The sequence below is a fragment of the Methylomonas sp. 2BW1-5-20 genome, from assembly GCF_052474515.1.
Map to the genome: position 1 here is coordinate 367,975 of NZ_CP184127.1, position 19,943 is coordinate 387,917.

Genomic DNA, 19,943 nt, shown 5'->3' on the forward strand with positions numbered 1-19,943 from the left:
CTCTAAGGTTCGTCAGGCTCGGCGAAATAGCGATACAACGCGGGTAGCAGGGTCAGGGTCAAAATGGTGGCGGTGATCAGACCGCCGATAATGACGATGGCAAAAGGCTTGGCGGTTTCCGAGCCGACGCTGGTCGACAGCGCGGCCGGAAATAAACCGAGCATGGCCATCAAGGCCGTCATCACCACCGGCCGCAAGCGGCTCACCGAACCGTTGACGATAGCGTCGTGCAGCGAATGTCCTTCGCGGCGCAGCTTGTTCAATTGCGACACCAGAATCACGCCATTTTGCACGGCAATCCCGAACAGGGCAATGAAGCCGACGGCCGCCGATACGCTCAGGTTAATGCCGGTAGCTAATAGAATCAGTAAGCCGCCAATCATCGCGAACGGAACGTTCATCACGATCAGCAAGGCATTTTTAATCGACATGAAAGCCCAGAACAACAATACAAAAATCAGGCCCAAACTGATCGGCACGATGACAGCCAGACGCTTCATCGCTCGTTGCTGGTTTTCGAATTGTCCGCTCCAGACGATGTTATAGCCGGGCGGCAAATCGACTTGCGCCGCGACTTTTTGCTGGGCCTCGGCGACGAAGCTGCCCTGGTCGCGGTCGATCAGGTTACATTTGATGGCAATCCGCCGCATATTGTCTTCGCGGCTGATGCGGGACGCGCCCTGATTGATTTTGATGGTCGCCAGTTCGGATAGCGGGATGCGTTGGCCGGCTGGGGTTTGCACCGTCAAGTTTTCCAGATCGGCTACCGAATCGCGGGCGTTATCCTGGTAACGCAAGCTGATGTCGAAACGGCGTTCACCTTCCAGAAACTGCGAAGCCGCCTTGCCGCCCATGCCGATTTCCATCACCCGTTCCACGTCGGCGACATTGATGCCGTAGCGCGACACCTTGGCCCGGTCGATATCGACGATGACTTGCGCTAGGCCGGCCTGCTGTTCGGCGGCGACATCGGTGGCGCCCTGAATGCCGGCTAGGATATGCGTGACTTGATCGGCTCTGTCCTGCAAGGTTTGCAAATCGCTGCCGAAGATTTTGATGGCGATTTCGCCTTTCACGCCGGAAATGGCCTCTTCGACGTTGTCCTGAATCACCTGCGAAAAGTTGGTGAGTATGCCCGGAAAAATGGCCAACGCCTTGTCCATGGCCTGCACCAAATCGTCTTTTCGCTTATAGCGCCAGGTATCCTTGGGTTTTAGATCAATCAGCACCTCCAGGTTGTTGAAGCCTTTGGGATCGGTGCCGTCTTCCGGCCGGCCCAGTTGGGTGATGATGGTTTTGGCTTCCGGAAAGGTTTCCAGGGTTTCGCGTACCTGCCGTTCCAGTTGCTTGGCCGTGCTCAGCGATACCGGCGTCGGCAACGTGATGGTGAGCCAGATATTGCCTTCGTCGAGTTTAGGCATAAACTCGGTGCCTATCAGTTTCACCGACATGAAGCTCAATACCAGCGCCGTGATGGCGGTGATAAATACCGCTCGCGCATGGCGCAATACCCATTCCAGTAACTGACGGTAACGAGTTTCCATCGCGTGCACCAGCGGATTGTGTTGCTCGGCGAGTTTCGGGCCCAGCAAATAGGTCAGCATCGCCGGCACAAAGGTCAGACTGAACAGCATGGAGGCTACCAACGCAAAACTCAGGGTATAGGCCATCGGCGAAAAAATTTTGGCTTCCACGCGCTGGAAGGTAAAAATCGGCAAGAAGGCGATGATGATGATGGCTTTGGAAAACAGGATGGGCCGGCCCATTTCCTTGGCGGTGGTGAGCAGCGATTGCCGCAGATGCCGCATATCGGCATTGCGTTGCAAATCCAGCGTGACTTGCACCATCACGGCTTCGACCAGTACCACCGCGCCGTCGACAATGATGCCGAAGTCGATGGCGCCCAAGGAAATCAGATTGGCGGAAATGCCGCCGAGGTCCACCAGGATGAAGGCGAACAGCAGGGATAATGGAATGATCAGCGTGACCAGCAGCGCCGCGACAAAGCGCCGCAAAAACACCAGCAAGATAATCAGGATCAAGATCGCGCCTTCGATCATATTGTGTTCGACGGTATGGATGGTATGCCCGACCAGTTCGGTCCTATCGTAGAACGGCGTGATTTTTACGCCGGGCGGCAGACCGAAGTCGTTGAGTTCCTTGATTTTCTGTTTCACCCCATCCAGGACATTGACCGCGTCGCGGCCTTTGATCAACAACACGATGCCTTCAACCACATCGTCGCGCTGATTCATGCCTACCATGCCGTTGCGCGGTTGCGGCCCCACACTGATTTCCGCGATGTCCTTGATCCGTACCGGTACGCCGTCGTTGGTGGTGACGACGATTTCGCCGATTTCCGCCGCGGATTTCAGTAAACCGGTGCCGCGAACCACCAAGGCTTCGTCGCCGTGCTCGATATAGCCGCCGCCGGTATTGGTATTGTTGGCGGCAATCGCCTGGAACACTTGGTTAAGATCGACGCGGTAGTTTTTTAATTGGTCCGGCTTGGCGGCGACTTTATATTCCTTCACCCCGCCGCCGAAACCGACCACGTCGGCCACGCCTTGTACCGAGCGCAGCCGCGGCTCGATGATCCAATCCTGTAGCGCGCGTTGCTCGACCAAGGGTAAGTTTTTCGCATCGATCACGTAACGCAAAATTTCGCCGACGCCGGTCGACAATGGACCCAGTTGCGGTTTTGTGTCCGTCGGGATGTCGGCGTATTGCAAGCGTTCCAGCACTTGTTGGCGGGAGAAATAATCCTCGGCCTTGTCGTCGAAAGTCAGCGTCACCACCGACAAGCCGAAAATGGAGACCGAACGCATATTCATTAAATGCGGCAAGCCGTTCATTTCCCGTTCGATCGGCAGGGATATCTGTTTTTCCACTTCTTCCGGGGCTTGGCCGGGAAATTGGGTGACCACTTGCACAAAAACGTTTTGCACGTCAGGAAAGGCCTGTACCGGCAGGTTTTCGAAGGCGATGATGCCGGAAACGGCAATCGCCAGCGTGGCGCCGATGACCATCAGCCGTTGTTGCAAACAAAACGCGATAAGACGCTCGATCATGTCAGTGTCCTGGGTATGGCGCTAGGGCTGGTTATTATTTTCGGTTTCAACTTCTTCTTCGGCGCGCAGCATCAGCGCACCTTCAGTCACCAGCAGCTCGTTAGCTTCCAGGCCTTGCGTGACGATTGCCTTGTCTTTCAAACGCAAGCCGATCTCGACCCGGCGTTGCCGGTAACGGTTATCGTCCAAGGCAACGAAGACATAATCGGCATCGCCTTCGGTAAACACCGCCGTCAGCGGAATCACGAATGCCTTGTCGTCCGCCGCGCTTTCTACCGTGATGGTGGCGTACATGCCCGGCATCAGGCGGTCATCCGGATTATCCAGTTTACAGCGCACCTGCACGGTGCGGGTGGTTTCGTCGAGCACTTGGCCGATGTATTGCACGGTCGCCGGAAACGCTTCGCCGGGGTAGGCCGGTACCGAGACGGACACCTGCTGCCCGAGCTTGATTTTGCCGATGTTGACTTCGAACACTTCCATTAACACCGTCAAATGTTTCAGATCCGAAACTACGTACAACGGCGTATCTCTATCCGGCCGTACTTCCATGCCCGGATTGACGTTACGTTCCACGACCACGCCGGGAATCGTCGCGCGCAATGCGAAGCGGCCGTCGGCTTGGCGGGCTGACAAATGCAGGTTCTTTAACCTGTCGGCAGCGCGTTGCAAGTCGCTGCGGGCGCTACTAAAGTCGTTTTGCGCTTGTTCCAGTTCTTTACGGGAAATGGCTTTGCCGGCGTACAGCTCTTGTTGGCGGTTGAAGGCGTGGCTGGCCAGGGTTACCGCCGCTTGCGCCTTGGCGAAGTCGGCTTCGGCATCGGCGACGTCCGGGCTGTCCAATTCCAATAAGGTGGAACCGGCCTGAACCGGCGTGCCCAGCGCGACGGGCGTGGCAACAACCCGACCGGCGACAGGCGAACTGATGCGCGAGGTCAGGCTTTCGTCATATACGATTTTGCCGGCCAAGGGTTCCAGCAGAGGATGTTGAGACAAGCTCAGGTGCGCCGTTTTGACGTAGGCCTTTTTCGGCGAATCGGGCGCCAGGACGACTTCGCCGGCGGGTGTAGCAGGTTTGGCTGGCGGCGGCGCCTTGTCGGCCGAGTCGGAACAAGCCGGTAATATCCCGGCGGCGAGCAAGCAACAGCAGAGTAGCGATATTTTGCCGAGAGATTGGATAGATGTATTCATGTCGATTATGCGTTCCAGCATGCTATTGCAATTGAGTGTGGTCCTGCGCCTTGTTACCGGCGGCATTGTCGCTGCCGACTTCCTCGCCCAAGGCTTTGGCCAGATCGTAATAAGCGTTGGCGCGGTTGATCATGGCCTGACTGTAATCGCGCATCACATTCTTGTAGCTGCGTTGCGCTTCGATAAAGTCCAGCACGCCGGTAGCGCCCTTGCTATACGCCAATTCGGCGCTGTTGCGCACCGATAGCGCATCGTCAAGCAAGCCGCCATGGAAGCGTTGCACGATTTTATCCGCGCTATTCCAGGTGGCTAGGGCGCTGGCGACATCGTTACGAATGCCCAACTCGGTTTGTTCTACCGCCAACTGGTTCTGGTTTAACGCGACTGCCGCTTTATCCGATTCGCCTTGGTATTGATAAAACAATGGGACCGGTACGCTGACGCCGACGAAAAACGAATTTAGCGTGTTATTGCTGGGGTCGCGCGCGTAGCCGGCATTGACGGTGACATCCGGGTATTTCAGGCGTCTGGCCAATTCCAGTTCTTTTTCCGCTTGGGCGGCTCGTTGTTTGTCGGCCAGTAAATCCGGGCGTTGTTGTAAGGCTTTGTTCATCAAGTCGTCTTTGGACAGGCTTTGACCGATGTCTTTGATATCCGGCCATTGTTCCTTGGCTTCGAAATGCAGGCCGTTATCCGGCCAGCGCAAGATGACCGCCAAACCGGCTTGCGCCTGTTCCACCGCGGTTTGCGCGGTATCCAGATCGGATTGCGCGCGCATCGCTTCCATTTTGACCCGCAGAAAATCGGATTCGGCTATGTCGCCGCTGTTCATTCTGAGCTGGTTGGCTTTGGATATGGTCTGATAATGGTCGACGATTTCTTGGGCCAGCCAATGATTCTTTTGTGCCAGTACCAGATCGTAATACGCGTCTCGGACCATATTGGAAAAAATTCGCACTGCATCGCGGAAATCGCTTTCCGCCGCCTGCGTGGCGAAACCGCTGCTTTCGATACGCAGACCGCGTTTGCCGGCGACTTCGATCAACTGACTGAAGGAAAAATATTCGGCGGGGCCGCAGGACACGTTGGCAGCGTGATTGCAGCCGGTGGCGTTGGAGCCCATGTTGGGCCGGTTGCTCAACTCGGAAATCTGTACGCCCAAGGTCGGGTTGGGAATGGCTGCGGCGACGATTGCGTCGGCGCGGGATTGATCGATATTGTATTGCGCGGCGATCAGATCGAGGTTGCGCTGGTAAAAAATCGCCAGCGCTTCGTCGATGGATAAAGGTACGCTTTGCGCGTGGGCCTCGAAAGCCATCAGAGCTCCAAGCAAGCATAGCGCCGCGCTATAGATGAAACGTTTGTTTTGCATGGTTTATTACCGGAGTCGCTCTATTGGACGTGGATTATAAAGACTATCAGCAATTAGCCTGCCAAGGTCTCCGCGCGCCCGCTGAACGCCGGCGATTCGGCTGATTTCAACCTTAATTCTAGTTAGGAATTACCGGTCTAATGGTTATTTAGACTATGCTTGGTTTATATAAACCAATAAATTGCCGGCAAACGGCCGAAAAGCCCTGTTACCGCTTAGCCGTTTTTTCCGGCGAAAGCGTCTAAACAATTTCGAACGAGAAAATGAGGGCAATGACTGTCATCGACACCAATCCCAATATAAAAAGCACTTCCGCCCAGCGTTCCAGACCTATTGTAGACCTCTCCAGTCGAATCGATAAAAACGATAGCAGTGCGCTGATGGTGAATAGCAAACTGTCGATTGCCAGCGCCTTATCGATTACGTAATTGACGATATCGGAGGGCTGACCTTTAACGATGCTGATAACCATAATGCAAACTCCCACCATCGTTGCCGAATTCGGCAGAATATGGTGGGAAAGATCGTTGTTGTAAGCTTGTTTCATTGGGCGTTTCAAATAAATATAAATAGCTTGATTACAGGCTGACATGCCGATAAAAAATCCGCTTGGCCAACTCCGCGGTAAGGATGTAAAGCAGCACGATTAAACCTAGCCAGCCGGAAATCGTTAGGGGTAAAGGTTGAAAACCGATCAGCGGCGCCAAGGGCGTGTAAGGTAGCCCCACTGTTAACGTAACGATGACCGCAGTGGTGATCATCAAATACTTGCCGGGACGGCTGCTGAACAAGGGATTCTGGCTGCGCACCACGAATACGATCAACGCGGCGGAAACCACCGATTCGCTAAACCAACCGGTGCGGAATTGCTCTACCGGCACTTGCAGCCACAATAACAGGCCGAAGGTCAGGTAATCGAACAAGGAGCTGATAATGCCGAAAGTAATCATGAATTTACGGATAAAGCCTATATCCCAGCGGTGCGGCCGAGCCAGCATTTCCGGATCGACGTTGTCGGAAGCGATGGTCATTTCCGGAAAATCGGTTAGCAGATTGGTGAGTAGAATTTGCTTGGGCAATAGCGGTAGGAAAGGCAAAAACAGCGAAGCGCCGGCTATGCTGAACATATTGCCGAAGTTGGCGCTGGTGGCCATGAATACATATTTTAAGGTGTTGGCGAAGGTGATGCGGCCTTCGCGGATGCCGCCCAGCAAGACTCGCAGATCTTTTTCCAACAACACGATTTGCGCGGTTTGTTTGGCGACATCGGCGGCGCTGTCCACCGAAATGCCGACATCCGCGGCGTGCAGCGCGGACACATCGTTGATGCCATCGCCCATGTAACCCACCACGAAGCCCGCTTTTTTCAGAGCAACGATGATACGTTCTTTTTGATTGGGTTCGATTTCGGCAAACAAATTGACCTGAGCGACCTGATGGATCAAGGCTCTTTCGCTCATTTCGGCCAGGTCGGTACCGGTCAGAATGGTTGGAGAGCTTAGGCCTAATTGTCCGGCCACGGTCTGCGCCACCAAACGGTTATCGCCGGTGATAATTTTCAAGGTTACGCCTTGTTCGCGCAGCAGGGCGATAGTTTCCGCGCAATCGGCCTTCGGCGGGTCGAAGAACGTTAAAAACCCCAAGAAACGCAAATCGGTTTCGTCGCCCTTAGCGAACTTTGTCGCATCGGGCATGGGTTTATACGCAATGCCCAGGGTTCTAAAACCCTGGCTGCTATATAGCCGATAACGTTCCTGAAGGGCATCGTAAGCCGCCGCGATAGGTTGCAGTTCGCCATCGGCATTTTCCGTCGTACTGCAAATTTCCAGGATATTGTTTAATGCGCCTTTGCAGATCATCAGAGTTTCGCCCTTATCTTGCACCAGCATGCTTAGCCGCTTGCGATGGAAGTCGTAGGGGATTTCGTCGAGTTTGCCTTCTGCGGCGATGTCGAAGCTTTTGAATTGACGGACGGCCTGATCGATGGGATTGTTGAAGCCGGTTTCGTAGGCCGAATTCAGGTAAGCGTAGCGCGCGACCTTATCGCTGCTCTTACCCGTGATATCCAAAGCGTCTTTAAGCTGTACCGTGCCCTCGGTCAAGGTGCCGGTTTTGTCGGAACACAGCACGTTCATGCTGCCGAAGTTCTCGATAGCGGCCAGTTGTTTGACGATGACTTTTTGCTCGGCCATGCGTTTGGCACCGTGCGCGAGATTGATGCTGATCACCGCCGGCAGCAGCTGTGGCGTTAAACCGACCGCCAGGGCCAGCGCGAACAGAAACGAGTCCATCACCGGCTTATCCAGAAACACGTTCACCGCAAAAATCATGATCACCAGCGTCAGCGTCACTTCCATCAACAGATAACCGAAGCGGCGTATGCCATGTTCGAATTCGGTTTCCGGCGCTTTCAGTTTGATGCGCGTGGAGAGTTTGCCAAACTCGCTATTAGGTCCGGTTGCGACCGCCAAGGCCGTGGCGCTGCCGCTTTGTACATGCGAACCCATCCACAAACAGTTTTGGCGTTGGCTAAGGCCGGTATCGATCGGACATTCGGTGACGTATTTTTCGGCCGGATAGCTTTCGCCGGTGAGTATGGCTTCGTCGACGAACAGATTGTCGGATGTCAGCAGCCGGCAGTCTGCGGGTATCACATCGCCGGCTCGCAATTGCACGATGTCGCCCGGGACGATCTGTTCGGCAGGCAGTTCTTGCATGGTGCCGTCGCGGCACACGGCAACCTTGATTTGTACCATCGCCAGCAATTTGCTGACTGCGTCGGCGGCGCCTTTCTCCTGCCAAAAGCCCAACAGCGCGCTCATCAGAATGATGCAAAGGATGATGATGGCGTCCAGTTTGTCATGTAGATAAAACGACAGGCCGGTGGCAAACAGCAGGATCAGGATGATTGAGCTTTTAAATTGCCCCAAAAACAATCCCAAGGCGCTGGGCGGTTTGTGATTTCGCAGGCGGTTATCGCCGAAGCGTTTTAGGCGGGATGCGGCTTCTTGCCCGGTCAGGCCGTGTTCGTCGGTTTGCAATTGCCGGAATAGCGTTTGGATAGGGCTATGCCAAAAGGGCTCCGGCTGTTTGGGGGCGATGTTGATTGGCATGCTTCCAACTCGGTTATTGTTGCGTGTGCGGCAGACTATGGGTGTGGCGTTTGTCGGGCCGGTGCTATGCGATCGGGTGGGAGCAGTCTTGGGGCTGCTTGTGCGCGATTAATGCGCATCCAATACCCGGCCGTTCAGTTTTTGTTCGACACGAGCATTGTCATGGTAGAACTTACTGTTGAAATCTCGTATTTGCTGTTCCGATACTTCCAAGATGTCTTGCAGGATGAACCACTGTACTCCCTCGCTGCAGGGCGGCGTCGTTAGCGAGCCGGCATAGGTATAGAAATGTTGGGTATGTTCGGGCAATAAACGAGCAGGGCGGATCATGATGGGCGGGTTGCTGGTTTCGCCCATGCGGTTGGGCGATTGTTCGAGGATTTCTTGAAACGCCGGGTTATGCGCGCCGGCTTTGACCAACACGCCCAGCACCGCCATCCGGCCGTCGGCGGTACCGTTGACGAAATGAATCTCCAGCGGATAGGCCGCGCCGTTCAGCAAATGCTCGCTGGGGGCGTGGAAATGAAATTGCACCAAATCGTATTCGTTATTGCCGAAGTTTAACGTGCCTTTTGTGGTGTTGGCGCGGATGGTATGACCGTTGTTGGTCAGGCTCAGCGGTATTTCCAGATAATTGGGTTGCAATTCGTCTATTTTTTCCGCTTTAACGGCGCTGCCCGGATCGATGTTGACCGGCGATTGCTTTTGGCCGATGCCGCATTCCGCATACGGAAAAGGCGGTCTGTAGAGTTGGTCCTTTAATTCGCCCCAGCTTTCCTGTTCCTCGTAAGTCCAATGCGGATCGGCGTGGCCGTCGGCCGCAAGTGCCGCCGTAGGGTTAAATACTGGGCCATAAGCTAGCAAACAGGCGATCAGCGTCAGGTTGTGGTTCATATCGCGATTAAAAGCCATGATTGTTATATGAATTTAAGGCTCGTCGAGCGTTAATCGGCTGTTAGCAGGTGTATCTGGGATCTTTACATTTTTCTAACAAACTGCGGCTCTTTCTAAATAACACATGGCAAGAGATACAGGTATTGGTGATGGTGTCCAATGTCGCCGGAATTGCGCGCAATTGATTTTGAACGGCCAAATCTTGCATTTGTACGGCACTCATGCGCAGTTTGTCCGCCAACGCGAGAAAGGTGGTTTCTTCGTCCGGTTTCAGGTTTAGCGTGGGCAGGGTTTCCACAATTGACTTCTCGCTAATCGCCAATTCGTTGGCGATTCTGGCGATTTCCGCTGTTTTCAACTGACGTTGTTCTCCCAAGTCTATTTCGCTGCTGAGTTGGGCGTAAACAAGTTCATTGATCTGTTGCATGATCTGCTGCAGGTGATTGTTTTGAATCGCGTGCATGGCGGGTTCGCCGGTCTCCGGCGGTTCCTGGGTTTTGCCGTTTTTTGCCAGCACCGGGCGAGTGTCGGATGATTGCCGCGCGACGGCCGGCTCCAGCCTGGAGTCCGTGGAGCAGGATACGGCATTGAAAAATATTATAAAAATAATAAAGATGCGGTTCATGTCGGCTCCGTGTTTAAGCGTTTTGATTATAGCAATTGCCTGAGTAAGGTCTGCAAAATGCTTGTGTTTAACAGCCGCGGTTCAGCGTTCCATATAGGTGCTGCGCTTGTATTCACGCGTTAATTTTTTCGAAAAAACCACATCTGCTGAATACTCAATAAAATCTGCACGCCCATCGACAAGCCCATCAGCGCACCGCTGAGCACGACAACATAGGCAAACTGGGCAATGTTCTTGGTCACAAACCAGGACAACACATCCAATAGCATCGCTACGAACGGAATCACGACCGCGACCCGTTTTACGTAAATGTTCATATCGCAAAGCAGGAATATTTTGCCGATAAAAAACAGGATAAAGGCGATGCCGAACAGATGGATGTGCGAGACGCGGACCAAAGCGGGCAAGGTGGCGCCGCCGGCCCGCGCCACTTCGGCAACGCCGGCATAATTGCTTAAATCCGGTAACGACGGATTGATGCTGGGCGTATGGCAGTGTACGCAGTCCCGATTCAGGATGGGGGCGATGTCCTGGTCATAACCGGGTTTGTCGGCGCCGTCGTGTATCCATTTCAAGATGACGTCCTTATCGTTTTTGTATTTCAAATTCGGCTCCATGATGCCGGTAATAGCGGAACCCAAGCGGGTTTGCTTGCTGGAGCCGTGATACATGATCACGATGTCTTCGATCGACAGGCCCGGCTTGCCGTCCCGCCCTTGATGGGTGTAGTACATATTGATCAAGGCCATGATGTAAGCCAAGCCTATGGTCAGCAGAAACACGGTGTTCAGAATGCGTTCACTGGTGGAAATATCCGCAAAACGCCGGTAACGGTTGGGTGATTGCATGAGAGATGGAGATTAAAGAACGGAAAAAAAACCGGCACCGAAGTGCCGGTCAGGTAGGAGCCGACTATGCCCAGTGAGGTTCATAGTCTCGGTAAAAACCGTCAGAAAAATACGCAGGCGTTGCCGTCGTAATTTTTAATGCCGCCGTTCGGTGCCGCGGATAGGGGCTTATCGGTCTGGCGATGCATCTATTTGTGTCGGGTGTATTTAATGCAACGAATTTAATCACGCCGCGACAGACTTTTAATTTTCCCACCGCCGCGATTAGGCGGCGGTGGGAAGTACTATTAAATTAAAGTACGATTTTGCGTCTTGCGGCCAGATGGTGATCCGAATAGCTTTCATGATTGTCCAAGCCGACAATTTCACAGCGGCCGCCGGCATGGTTATATTCCTCGGTAAAATGATGAATGAATTCCATCACCGTATGGTCGATTAATTCAGCCGCCGTGAGATCGAAAAACACGGTTTTACGTTCCGGAAAATCGGCCAGCAAGCTTTTTAGCGTAATGAAGTTGGAGAACACCGCTGCACCGGAAACTTCGATGTGATATGTGTCGGCATCGGCTTTGTGTACGTGAAAAGCCATCGAAAAAGCGTTACGCAGTTTTAAGCCGCGGCTGACGTGAATCGCCAGTTCAACCGCTATCCCAATCGCTACGCCGACCAGCAAATCGGTTGCCAATACGCCCAGGATAGTAATAACGAATACCGCGAAATGATCGACGCCCACCGCCAGGGTTTTGGCAAATTCTTTTGGCGATGCCAGCCGAAAGCCGGTAAACACTAATAAAGCCGCCAGAGCCGCCAATGGGATTTCATGAATCAACTTCGGAAACAGCGCGACGAAGACCAATAAAAACAGGCCGTGAAAGAAGTTGGACCAGCCGGTTTTTGCACCGTTATTGATGTTGGCGGAGCTACGGACGATCTCGGCTATCATCGGCAAGCCGCCTATCATGCCGGCGACCATATTGCCGATACCGACAGCCGTCAAGTCGCGGTTGAGGTTGGAGTTGCGTTTATACGGGTCAAGCTTATCGACGGCGGAAGCGCTTAACAAACTTTCCAGACTACCGACCAGCCAGATGGTTAACACCGACAGCCAGAATTCGCCGGTGGTGATTTTGGAAAAATCCGGCAGATAAAAGCCGGCCAGAAAATGTTCGGGTACGGCGACCAAAAATGAGGGGCCGACGCTGAATTCGTGGTGCGGCAGAATTGCCGCGTCCGGCAGGAACATGTATTGGTGGATATGATCCAGATCGAAATACTGTCCCAAGGCCAAGCCCAGCAGTACCACCAATAGCGGGGCGGGGATCATTTTCAGGGTGGGGTGTTTGATCACCGACCAAAGTATCAATAACAACAAGCCCAGTAAGCCGATCAGCGATACCTCCGGGTTCATTTCCATTATCGAATGCGGGATCTCGGCAATGGTGCCCAATAAGGACTTGGCTTCCGGTTTAACGCCCAGCAAGGTGTGGATCTGCTTGGCCATGATAATGATGCCTATCGCCGCCAGCATGCCATGTACGACCGATGACGGAAAAAAGGCGCTGAGTTTGCCGGCTTTGAAAACACCCAGCAGGACTTGCAGTATGCTGGCGATGACGATGGCTGCCAGCGTGTACCGATAACCGGCCATTGCGTCGCCCTGACCAAGCGCTTGCACTGCATCGACGATGACGACGATTAAGCCGGCGGCCGGGCCGTTGATGGTGACATATGAACCATTGATTCTGGAAACCAGCACGCCGCCGATGATTGCGGTGATGATGCCGGACATCGGGGGGAAGCCTGATGCCATGGCTATGCCTAGGCACAGCGGCAACGCGATCAAAAACACTAAAAATCCGGAGAGTAGATCGCTACGCCAGTTTTCGATCAAACCGGGCAGCCCGGTTTTTGGCAAAGCGGCTGAAGTTGATGTGGTCATGGTTTTTCTCAAGAGGCCAAGGAAAACCAATGTACAGCGAGAAACATGCCAATTTTGCAGGAATCGGGCTAATGCCGCAGGATCAAGGGGTGACGCGGGGGCGAGAGCCAAAATCCGAATGTATTTGGTTCGTTTGCTCCGGTTGATTCGTCGGCCTCAACCAATCGGGCGGTTGATTTGCACCGGAAGCCTTGGTTTAGTCGTCGCCAAATACGCTGTAAACAGATGTATACCGGCTCTTGTGGATTTGGCACGTACTATGCTGAGTGAAGCGTAAGAGGCTATTTGCCTCAAATTCCGTTCGACTAGCGAGGTTCAAGCTAAAAATGTCCGTTTCCGCTCAGCATAATACTCATAACGATGCGTTTGATTTGGATGTGGCGATAGACCACATTGCCCATTGGCTACCCAGTCAGGGCCCGATCAAGGATTTTATTCATCACAATACCTTGCATGCCGTGCAGGACTATCCATTTCACGAAGGGGTGGCGGTGGCCGCTCAGGTCTATGGGGCCAAAAGCTATTTGCCGCTAAAGGATTACCAACAACGGTTTGCCGAAGGGCGAATAAACCAAAAGGCGCTGGATTGGGCAATCGCTCAGGCCGGTTGCAGCGTATTTCAGGAAGAGGCATTGCGGGCGTCGCTGTTCGAGCCGGACGATCACAGTCACTATCCGCCGCAGTCTTTGGCTAACCACGGCATCAGAAGCGCGTGGCTGAATCAGCTGGAGATAGATCTGAACGGTATGGTGCATCCGGTGATGTTCAGATTATTGAGCAATTTTCTCGATCAAGGTATTAGCCGCTGGGCTATGCCAAAGCCGGACGAGCGTTTTTGGCATTGCGTATTACGCCTGGTGCAAAACAGCCTATTGCCTTTGTATCCGTTTCATCAGCCCGTGGTCCGGCAGATGTTGGACGAGGGTCCCGATCAAGTGATTTTGAATTGTCTGGCCAAGATCGTCGGCGACGAAACTTTATACGGGCAATACCTGCTGGAAGTGTTGCTGGCTCATCCTGGTTGGTCCGGTATGGTGCGGATTATTGAGACTCAGCCCAAAGTGTTGCTGGCGCCAAGAGGCATTTCGTTAAAAGAATTGTTGGCGGTGGAACTGGCTTGCGAACTGGCGTTTATCGATAAAAAGTATGGCCATAATTTTCTACGGATCGAGCAATTGCCTAACTTACACGCCATTCCATTATTGGAGCGCGATGCGACCAAACCGCAGGTGCCGCTGAAAATGCGGGTGTGGCACGAAGCCATGGAATGGTCGCTACATTCGGAGTTGTTGCTGGCGTTGCGCGAGCAAGCACCTCTCGACCAGCCAACCGAGCATGCGCCCAAAGTGCAGGCGCTGTTTTGCATCGACGATAGGGAATGTTCGCTACGCCGCTACCTGGAAGAAATGGATTCCGGTATCGAAACTTTCGGGGCGCCGGGTTTTTTCGGCATCGATTTTTTGTACCAAGGATTGGACGATGTGTATCCGGTAGCGCAATGTCCGGTGGTGATTAAACCCAAACATCTTATTCTGGAATCGACCGATAAGCCGCAGCCCGACAAAACGGATAAGGGCGAATCGCTGTCGACCATGCATTTTGGCGCGCATTCCATGCTGCGCGGTTGGCTTTATACGCAAACCTTGGGCTTGGCTTATGCCTTGCGTCTGGGATGGAGCGTATTGCGCCCCGGCGGCCAGTTGCCCGGTATTAAAAGCTTGAGCGAAGTCGAGGCGCATGGCCATCTGCATTTGCTGCGCGAAAGCGACGAGCCCAACGAGGATGGTTATTTGTTGGGCTTTTCGTTGACGGAAATGGCCGATCGGGTGGGCGGACTGCTGCGCAATATCGGTTTGACTAAACAGTTTGCGCCGTTGATCGTGATCGTTGCTCACGGTTCCAGCAGCGTCAACAATCCACATTTCGCCGCTTACGATTGCGGGGCTTGCTCCGGTAAGCCCGGTGCGCCGAACGCGAGGGCTTTTGCCTGGATGGCCAACCATCCGCCGGTGCGGGAAATCTTGCGCGAACGCGGCATCGCCATTCCCGACGATACGCATTTTGTGCCGGCTTTGCATAACACCAGCCGCGACGAGATCAGTTATTTCGATCAGCAGGCATTGAATAAAGCCGCGCGTCAGGCGCTACATAGTTTTCAACACAGCATGCAGCATGCCTTGCAGCGCAATGCCCGCGAGCGTTGCCGCTGGTTTGAGCTGGGCCCGCAATCGCACAGCAATGAAGAAGCGCATCGACATGTGGTGGCGCGGGCTTCTTCGATTTTCGAGCCTCGGCCGGAGTTGAATCATTCCAATAATTTGTATTGCGTGGTCGGGCGGCGTGCTTTGACCCGGCATTTGTTTATGGATAGAAGGGCGTTCCTGCAATCCTACGACCCCGGCAGCGACGATGACGGTTCGATCTTGGTCAAAATACTCACTGCGGCGATACCGGTCTGCGGCGGTATCAATCTGGAATATCTGTTTTCGCGCATCGATAATTCGGTCTATGGCGCCGGCACCAAACTGCCGCATAACGTGATCGGCTTGTTGGGCGTGGCCAATGGCGTGGAGGGCGATCTGCGTACCGGCTTGCCGTCACAAATGATCGAGGTGCACGAACCCGCCAGGCTGCTGATGGTAGTCGAACAAGGCACGGCTATCATCGATCAAGCCATTGCCAATTTGGGCGGCTTGCGGGAATGGTTGGAGAACGAGTGGATACGGTTGGTGGCTTGCGAACCGTTGACCCGCACCTTGTATTTATACAGCAGTAAGGGCTGGCAACTTGCAGAGCCGGCCAGTGATAAGCCGTTTCCGATAAGCAGCCGTTCTGAAAAAATTATCGTCGGACAAACCCGGACTATTCCGGTTCACGAATTGGAAAGGAGACACGGATGAGCGTTTTATTATTAGCGTGCGTGCTGTTGCCGCTGCTCGGCTTTTTATTGATTTTCTTTAGCCCGGATAATGAACACAGGATTGCGTCGATCAGCCTGTGGATGACCCGGATAAAAGGGGTTGCCGTACTCGGGTTGCTGGCAGCCTGGGCCGCCAACGGTTTTGCCAATTACGAATACCAATGGCTGGTGTTGTACCAGCACGACGATTACCAGTTTCCTTTGCTGTTCTTTCTGGATAGGGTCGGCGCCGCTTATTTGTTCGTGGTGTGGGCGGTCTTCTCGGCGATTGTTAAATATTGCCGGGTTTATCTGCACCGGGAAGCCGGCTACAAACGCTTCTTTCAGGCTATTTTCGGGTTTGCATTCGGCCTGAATCTGATCGTGCTGTCCGGCAGTATCGATATGCTGTTTGCCGGCTGGGAAATCGTCGGGATATCTTCGTTTTTGCTCATCGCCTTTTACCGGCATCGGCCGCAACCGGTGCGCAATGCCTTACGTGCTTATACCATTTACCGCTTTTGCGATGTGGGCTTGCTGGTCGGTACCTGGATGAGCCATTTGCTGTTTCACGAAAGTCAGCATTTTAGTCAATTGTTGGTCATGTTCGACGCGCACAGCATTCCACCGGCCGGCTACGCGTCCTTATCGATTTTATCCTGGCTGATTATTTTGGCGGCCTCCGGCAAATCGGCGCAGTTTCCGTTCAGTTTTTGGCTGCCGCGGGCGATGGAAGGGCCGACGCCGTCCAGTGCGATTTTCTACGGCGCGTTATCGATACATCTGGGCGTTTTTCTGTTATTGCGGACCATGCCGATCTGGAGTTATCACTATCTGCCGCGTCTGATAGTCCTGAGTATCGGCGTGTTGACGGTGTTTGTCGCCACATTGGCTGAAAAGACCCAATCCAATATCAAAGGCCAAGTGGCTTATGCGTCCATCGCTCAGGTAGGGATCATGTTCGTCGAGCTGGCTCTGGGCCTGGAAGGTTTGGTGTTGTTGCACTTTATGGGTAATGCGTTTTTACGCTGCTATCAATTGCTGGTGTCGCCGTCCATCGTCGCGCATTTACTGCGGGTGGAAGGCAATGTCGACAGCGATTTTTACATCAATAACAACGACAAATTGACGTTTTTACCGGCGTCGATTCGCGACTCCTTGCCGGATGTATTGCAAAACACCTTGTACGTGTTTGCATTACAGGAAGGACAGTTGGAGCTGTTGGTGAAGAAGATTTTGTGGGAGCCTCTGAAAAACGTGGGCCGGCAACTGAACGGGGTGAGCCTGTGGATTAAGCTGTTGGCGGGTCTGGCGCTGTTATTGATCATCGCTATCGCCGCGTCCGGTGTCAGCAGTGTGGCCAGAATCTATCTATCCATGCCGATTTCGTTGGCGATGGCGGTAGTATCGTTGAGCGCGTTCAGCAACAAACACAGCCCATTCCAGGTTTGGCACAGCGTGGCCTTGAGCAGCATCTTGGCCGGCGTTGCGGTGTGGCTGATGGTGCCTTCGGCCTGGGCCGATGTGGCCTTGTTCTTCAGCGGCATCATTCCATCCTGGGCCTTGGGTATCTGGGCGCTGAGCGTGTTGCTGAGGCATTACAATTTTGCCGATGCGCCTTTCGTGTTCCGGGCCTTTGCCGAAACCCGTCCCGGCTGGTCGCTGATGCTGTTTTTGAGTTTCTTAGGTCTAGTCGGCTTTCCGATTACGCCGGCATTTCTGGGTGAGGATTTGTTGCTGTCGCATGCCAGCAGCCAACATCCGTGGTTTGCCGCGCCGATTACCGTGTCTTTCGTAATCAACGGCATTGCTATCGCCAGAGTCTATCTACGGCTTTGCATGGGGCGGCCGGTAGAGCTGAGAGGGGCGGTTTGAGGTTTGTTGGTACTTGATTTGGACTGGCAATGTGTCAATTCCTGGTAAATTTCTTCGTTGCCGCGATTACGCTTCGCTAATCGCGGCAACGCGCTTTGAGAGTCGCGGTTTGGGTCCTTGTTGATGCTCAAAGTTAATGAAGTCTGGGCTGACTAGAACGGCCAAAAGCCGCCTCCTACGTTACTGTTACGTATGACAGCTCTTGAATAGATAGCTGCCTTACGTATTCACTATAAATGCTTTATTGCAAGACTTGACCTCGTTTCTGTTCCGTGAAAACACCATTGATAAAATTGGACGTGAGTTTGTCTCAAAATTTACGGTAACTTTTTGCTAGGCGCATATTTGATAAGGCAACCTAGTCAGAGCGTATATAAAATTCAGACTAATTTCTTAACCAGAATAATTCTTTAAGGCCAAAATGAACAAGGATAGCTATCCCGCAAATGTTGAGATTAGTTACAATGATTTTTTGAATTGCAACTGGAAAGACATACTGAGCAATATACCTGATTGGCAGGGATATTCCTCTTTGTGGCGAGCCTTTTCTTCTGGATCAAGGCAAGCCACTGAGGAAGGGGAATCAGTCAGGGCAAAAATTCTATGGCTATTTGCGGATATCTGTTCGATGGCGCTTTCCCCTAAAAGCCTCAACGAACCTTTCAAACCATTTATGGTGATGGAAGGGCGCCGCTCCGTCATTCCTGATGATCTTTTGGATGCTGATATCGAATTCCTTGCCGATATTGTCGAATTTGTGGATGACAATTGGCTCAAGGCTCGTATTGCCGACCTTGTTTGGCTGAAAAGCTCCCCCCGAAACGTAAAGTTTGCGCAACTTGCTATCGATAGTTTGATCTTGCCCTGATCTATCGGACACTCGGCTAAGAGAGTAATCTCTAACCCCGAGGAAAATCATGAAAGCCCAAAACGAATCAAAGATCCCCGTTGTCCGCAACAAATATACCGCGCAGTTTAAAGAACAAGCCCTGGAGCGTGCCGACAAGGATGGCATCCCAAAGGCGGCCAAAGATTTAGGGCTCGCCGAATCGATGCTGTACAACTGGCGAGCCAAGCGTCGCCAAACAGGACAGCCCTTCGAAGATCAAAAGCTACAGCAGGCCGAAATGGCGCGGCTTAAACGAGAAAACACCCGCCTGGAAGAGGAAGTCGCCTTTTTAAAAAAGGCGGCAGCGTACTTTGCCAAACAGCCCAAGTGAAGTACGCCATGATCAAAGCTAATGAAGATCAATTCCCTGTGGGACTCATGTGCCGCCTGTTAACGGTCTCACGGAGTGGCTACTACGACTGGAAGTGCAGGCCACTTTCCGATAGAGGCGAAGCGAATAAATGGCTAGCCAATGAGATTAAACGTATTTTTGAGGATGAGAAAGGCCGTCCTGGTTCACCCAGAATTACACAGCGACTACAAGACGAAGGAAAATCAGCAGGCCGACACCGGGTAGCCAGGATCATGCGAAGCCATGGCTGGAGAGCGAAGGCGGCTAAGAAATACAAAGCCACAACGAACAGCAACCACTCGTTACCGGTCGCCCCGAATCGGTTGGAACAAAACTTCACGGCAGACGGCCCCGATCAAAAATGGGTATCGGATATCACCTATATTTGGACGGAAGAAGGTTGGCTGTATTTAGCGGTGGTACTTGAGCTTTATTCACGTCGAGTGATCGGTTGGGCCATTTCCGAACGGATGACGGCAACGTTGGTTTGTGATGCCCTGATCATGGCGTTATGGCGTCACCGAATGCCTAAAGGCGTCATTGTCCATTCGGATCGAGGCAGCCAGTATTGCTCTGCCGCCTACCAGAAGCTTTTCACCAAACACCAATTGATTTGCAGCATGAGCAAGAAAGGCGATTGCTATGACAACGCCGCCATGGAAAGCTGGAACCACAGTTTTAAAGTCGAGGCGATTCATGGCGAACGGTTTTTAACCCGATCAGCCGCCAAGTACCAAGTGTTTGAATATATCGAAGTGTATTACAATCGAAAAAGGCTTCACTCCAAATTAGGCTATATCAGCCCGGAAAATTTTGAAGCTAAAAAAGTCGCTTAGTTGAGTGTCCGTCAAATCCGGGCAAGATCAGTTATCGGT

General features: G+C 53.0%; 13 protein-coding genes. 4 read left to right on the forward strand and 9 right to left on the reverse strand.

Going from position 1 to position 19,943, the window contains the following annotated elements; translation table 11 throughout:
- Nucleotides 1-2 precede the first annotated feature (2 nt).
- The 9 genes from ACH50O_RS01685 to ACH50O_RS01725 all read right to left on the reverse strand — a co-directional run bounded on the left by ACH50O_RS01685 (nucleotide 3) and on the right by ACH50O_RS01725 (nucleotide 13,053).
- Nucleotides 3-3,071, reverse strand: coding sequence for an efflux RND transporter permease subunit (locus tag ACH50O_RS01685; protein WP_446810329.1), 3,069 nt, complete (start codon nucleotides 3,069-3,071; stop codon nucleotides 3-5).
- Nucleotides 3,072-3,092: 21 nt separating this feature from the next.
- On the reverse strand, nucleotides 3,093-4,262 hold the full coding sequence (locus tag ACH50O_RS01690) for an efflux RND transporter periplasmic adaptor subunit (RefSeq protein WP_446810330.1): 1,170 nt from the start codon (nucleotides 4,260-4,262) through the stop codon (nucleotides 3,093-3,095).
- Nucleotides 4,263-4,284: 22 nt separating this feature from the next.
- Nucleotides 4,285-5,634, reverse strand: a complete 1,350-nt coding sequence (locus ACH50O_RS01695; protein WP_446810331.1) for a TolC family protein — start codon at nucleotides 5,632-5,634, stop codon at nucleotides 4,285-4,287.
- Between the two features lie 241 nt (nucleotides 5,635-5,875).
- The gene (locus ACH50O_RS01700; RefSeq protein WP_446810332.1) at nucleotides 5,876-6,181 is read right to left on the reverse strand and encodes a hypothetical protein; all 306 of its coding nucleotides are present in this window, start codon (nucleotides 6,179-6,181) and stop codon (nucleotides 5,876-5,878) included.
- 31 nt (nucleotides 6,182-6,212) lie between these two features.
- On the reverse strand, nucleotides 6,213-8,747 hold the full coding sequence (mgtA, locus tag ACH50O_RS01705; RefSeq protein WP_446810333.1) for a magnesium-translocating P-type ATPase: 2,535 nt from the start codon (nucleotides 8,745-8,747) through the stop codon (nucleotides 6,213-6,215).
- 108 nt (nucleotides 8,748-8,855) lie between these two features.
- Nucleotides 8,856-9,659 carry a carbonic anhydrase gene (locus tag ACH50O_RS01710; protein WP_446810334.1) on the reverse strand — a complete coding sequence of 268 codons (804 nt, stop codon included), beginning with the start codon at nucleotides 9,657-9,659 and terminating at the stop codon, nucleotides 8,856-8,858.
- Nucleotides 9,660-9,702: 43 nt separating this feature from the next.
- Nucleotides 9,703-10,266 carry a hypothetical protein gene (locus tag ACH50O_RS01715; protein ID WP_446810335.1) on the reverse strand — a complete coding sequence of 188 codons (564 nt, stop codon included), beginning with the start codon at nucleotides 10,264-10,266 and terminating at the stop codon, nucleotides 9,703-9,705.
- A 119-nt stretch (nucleotides 10,267-10,385) separates the two neighbouring features.
- Nucleotides 10,386-11,114 (reverse strand): hypothetical protein, encoded by a 729-nt coding sequence (locus tag ACH50O_RS01720; RefSeq protein ID WP_446810336.1) that lies wholly within the window; start codon nucleotides 11,112-11,114, stop codon nucleotides 10,386-10,388.
- A gap of 292 nt (nucleotides 11,115-11,406) precedes the next feature.
- Nucleotides 11,407-13,053 (reverse strand): SulP family inorganic anion transporter, encoded by a 1,647-nt coding sequence (locus tag ACH50O_RS01725; protein ID WP_446810337.1) that lies wholly within the window; start codon nucleotides 13,051-13,053, stop codon nucleotides 11,407-11,409.
- A gap of 326 nt (nucleotides 13,054-13,379) precedes the next feature.
- Between ACH50O_RS01725 and ACH50O_RS01730 the strand changes: the two genes are divergently transcribed.
- The 4 genes from ACH50O_RS01730 (at nucleotide 13,380) to ACH50O_RS01745 (ending at nucleotide 19,904) form a co-directional block, all read left to right on the forward strand.
- Complete coding sequence (locus tag ACH50O_RS01730; RefSeq protein ID WP_446810338.1) at nucleotides 13,380-15,953, forward strand: YbcC family protein; 2,574 nt, start codon at nucleotides 13,380-13,382, stop codon at nucleotides 15,951-15,953.
- Complete coding sequence (locus tag ACH50O_RS01735; RefSeq protein ID WP_446810339.1) at nucleotides 15,950-17,827, forward strand: proton-conducting transporter transmembrane domain-containing protein; 1,878 nt, start codon at nucleotides 15,950-15,952, stop codon at nucleotides 17,825-17,827. Before ACH50O_RS01730 ends, ACH50O_RS01735 begins: the two co-directional genes overlap by 4 nt.
- A gap of 421 nt (nucleotides 17,828-18,248) precedes the next feature.
- Nucleotides 18,249-18,695 carry a DUF7380 domain-containing protein gene (locus tag ACH50O_RS01740; RefSeq protein ID WP_446810340.1) on the forward strand — a complete coding sequence of 149 codons (447 nt, stop codon included), beginning with the start codon at nucleotides 18,249-18,251 and terminating at the stop codon, nucleotides 18,693-18,695.
- A gap of 49 nt (nucleotides 18,696-18,744) precedes the next feature.
- Nucleotides 18,745-19,904, forward strand: a protein-coding gene (locus ACH50O_RS01745; protein ID WP_446807918.1) for an IS3 family transposase whose coding sequence is annotated in 2 segments (ribosomal slippage) — nucleotides 18,745-19,018 and nucleotides 19,018-19,904 — 1,161 coding nt in all. Because the reading frame shifts where the segments join, the coding sequence is not laid out codon by codon here.
- Nucleotides 19,905-19,943: the final 39 nt, after the last annotated feature.

Excerpts from the sequence above, each read along its gene's own strand:
- ACH50O_RS01695 (WP_446810331.1), bottom strand. The coding sequence starts at position 5,634 with ATGCAAAACAAACGTTTCATCTATAGCGCGGCGCTATGCTTGCTTGGA.
- ACH50O_RS01740 (WP_446810340.1), top strand. The coding sequence starts at position 18,249 with ATGAACAAGGATAGCTATCCCGCAAATGTTGAGATTAGTTACAATGAT.
- ACH50O_RS01715 (WP_446810335.1), bottom strand. The coding sequence starts at position 10,266 with ATGAACCGCATCTTTATTATTTTTATAATATTTTTCAATGCCGTATCC.
- ACH50O_RS01725 (WP_446810337.1), bottom strand. The coding sequence starts at position 13,053 with ATGACCACATCAACTTCAGCCGCTTTGCCAAAAACCGGGCTGCCCGGT.
- ACH50O_RS01710 (WP_446810334.1), bottom strand. The coding sequence starts at position 9,659 with ATGGCTTTTAATCGCGATATGAACCACAACCTGACGCTGATCGCCTGT.
- ACH50O_RS01730 (WP_446810338.1), top strand. The coding sequence starts at position 13,380 with ATGTCCGTTTCCGCTCAGCATAATACTCATAACGATGCGTTTGATTTG.
- ACH50O_RS01735 (WP_446810339.1), top strand. The coding sequence starts at position 15,950 with ATGAGCGTTTTATTATTAGCGTGCGTGCTGTTGCCGCTGCTCGGCTTT.
- mgtA (WP_446810333.1), bottom strand. The coding sequence starts at position 8,747 with ATGCCAATCAACATCGCCCCCAAACAGCCGGAGCCCTTTTGGCATAGC.
- ACH50O_RS01685 (WP_446810329.1), bottom strand. The coding sequence starts at position 3,071 with ATGATCGAGCGTCTTATCGCGTTTTGTTTGCAACAACGGCTGATGGTC.
- ACH50O_RS01690 (WP_446810330.1), bottom strand. The coding sequence starts at position 4,262 with ATGAATACATCTATCCAATCTCTCGGCAAAATATCGCTACTCTGCTGT.
- ACH50O_RS01700 (WP_446810332.1), bottom strand. The coding sequence starts at position 6,181 with ATGAAACAAGCTTACAACAACGATCTTTCCCACCATATTCTGCCGAAT.
- ACH50O_RS01720 (WP_446810336.1), bottom strand. The coding sequence starts at position 11,114 with ATGCAATCACCCAACCGTTACCGGCGTTTTGCGGATATTTCCACCAGT.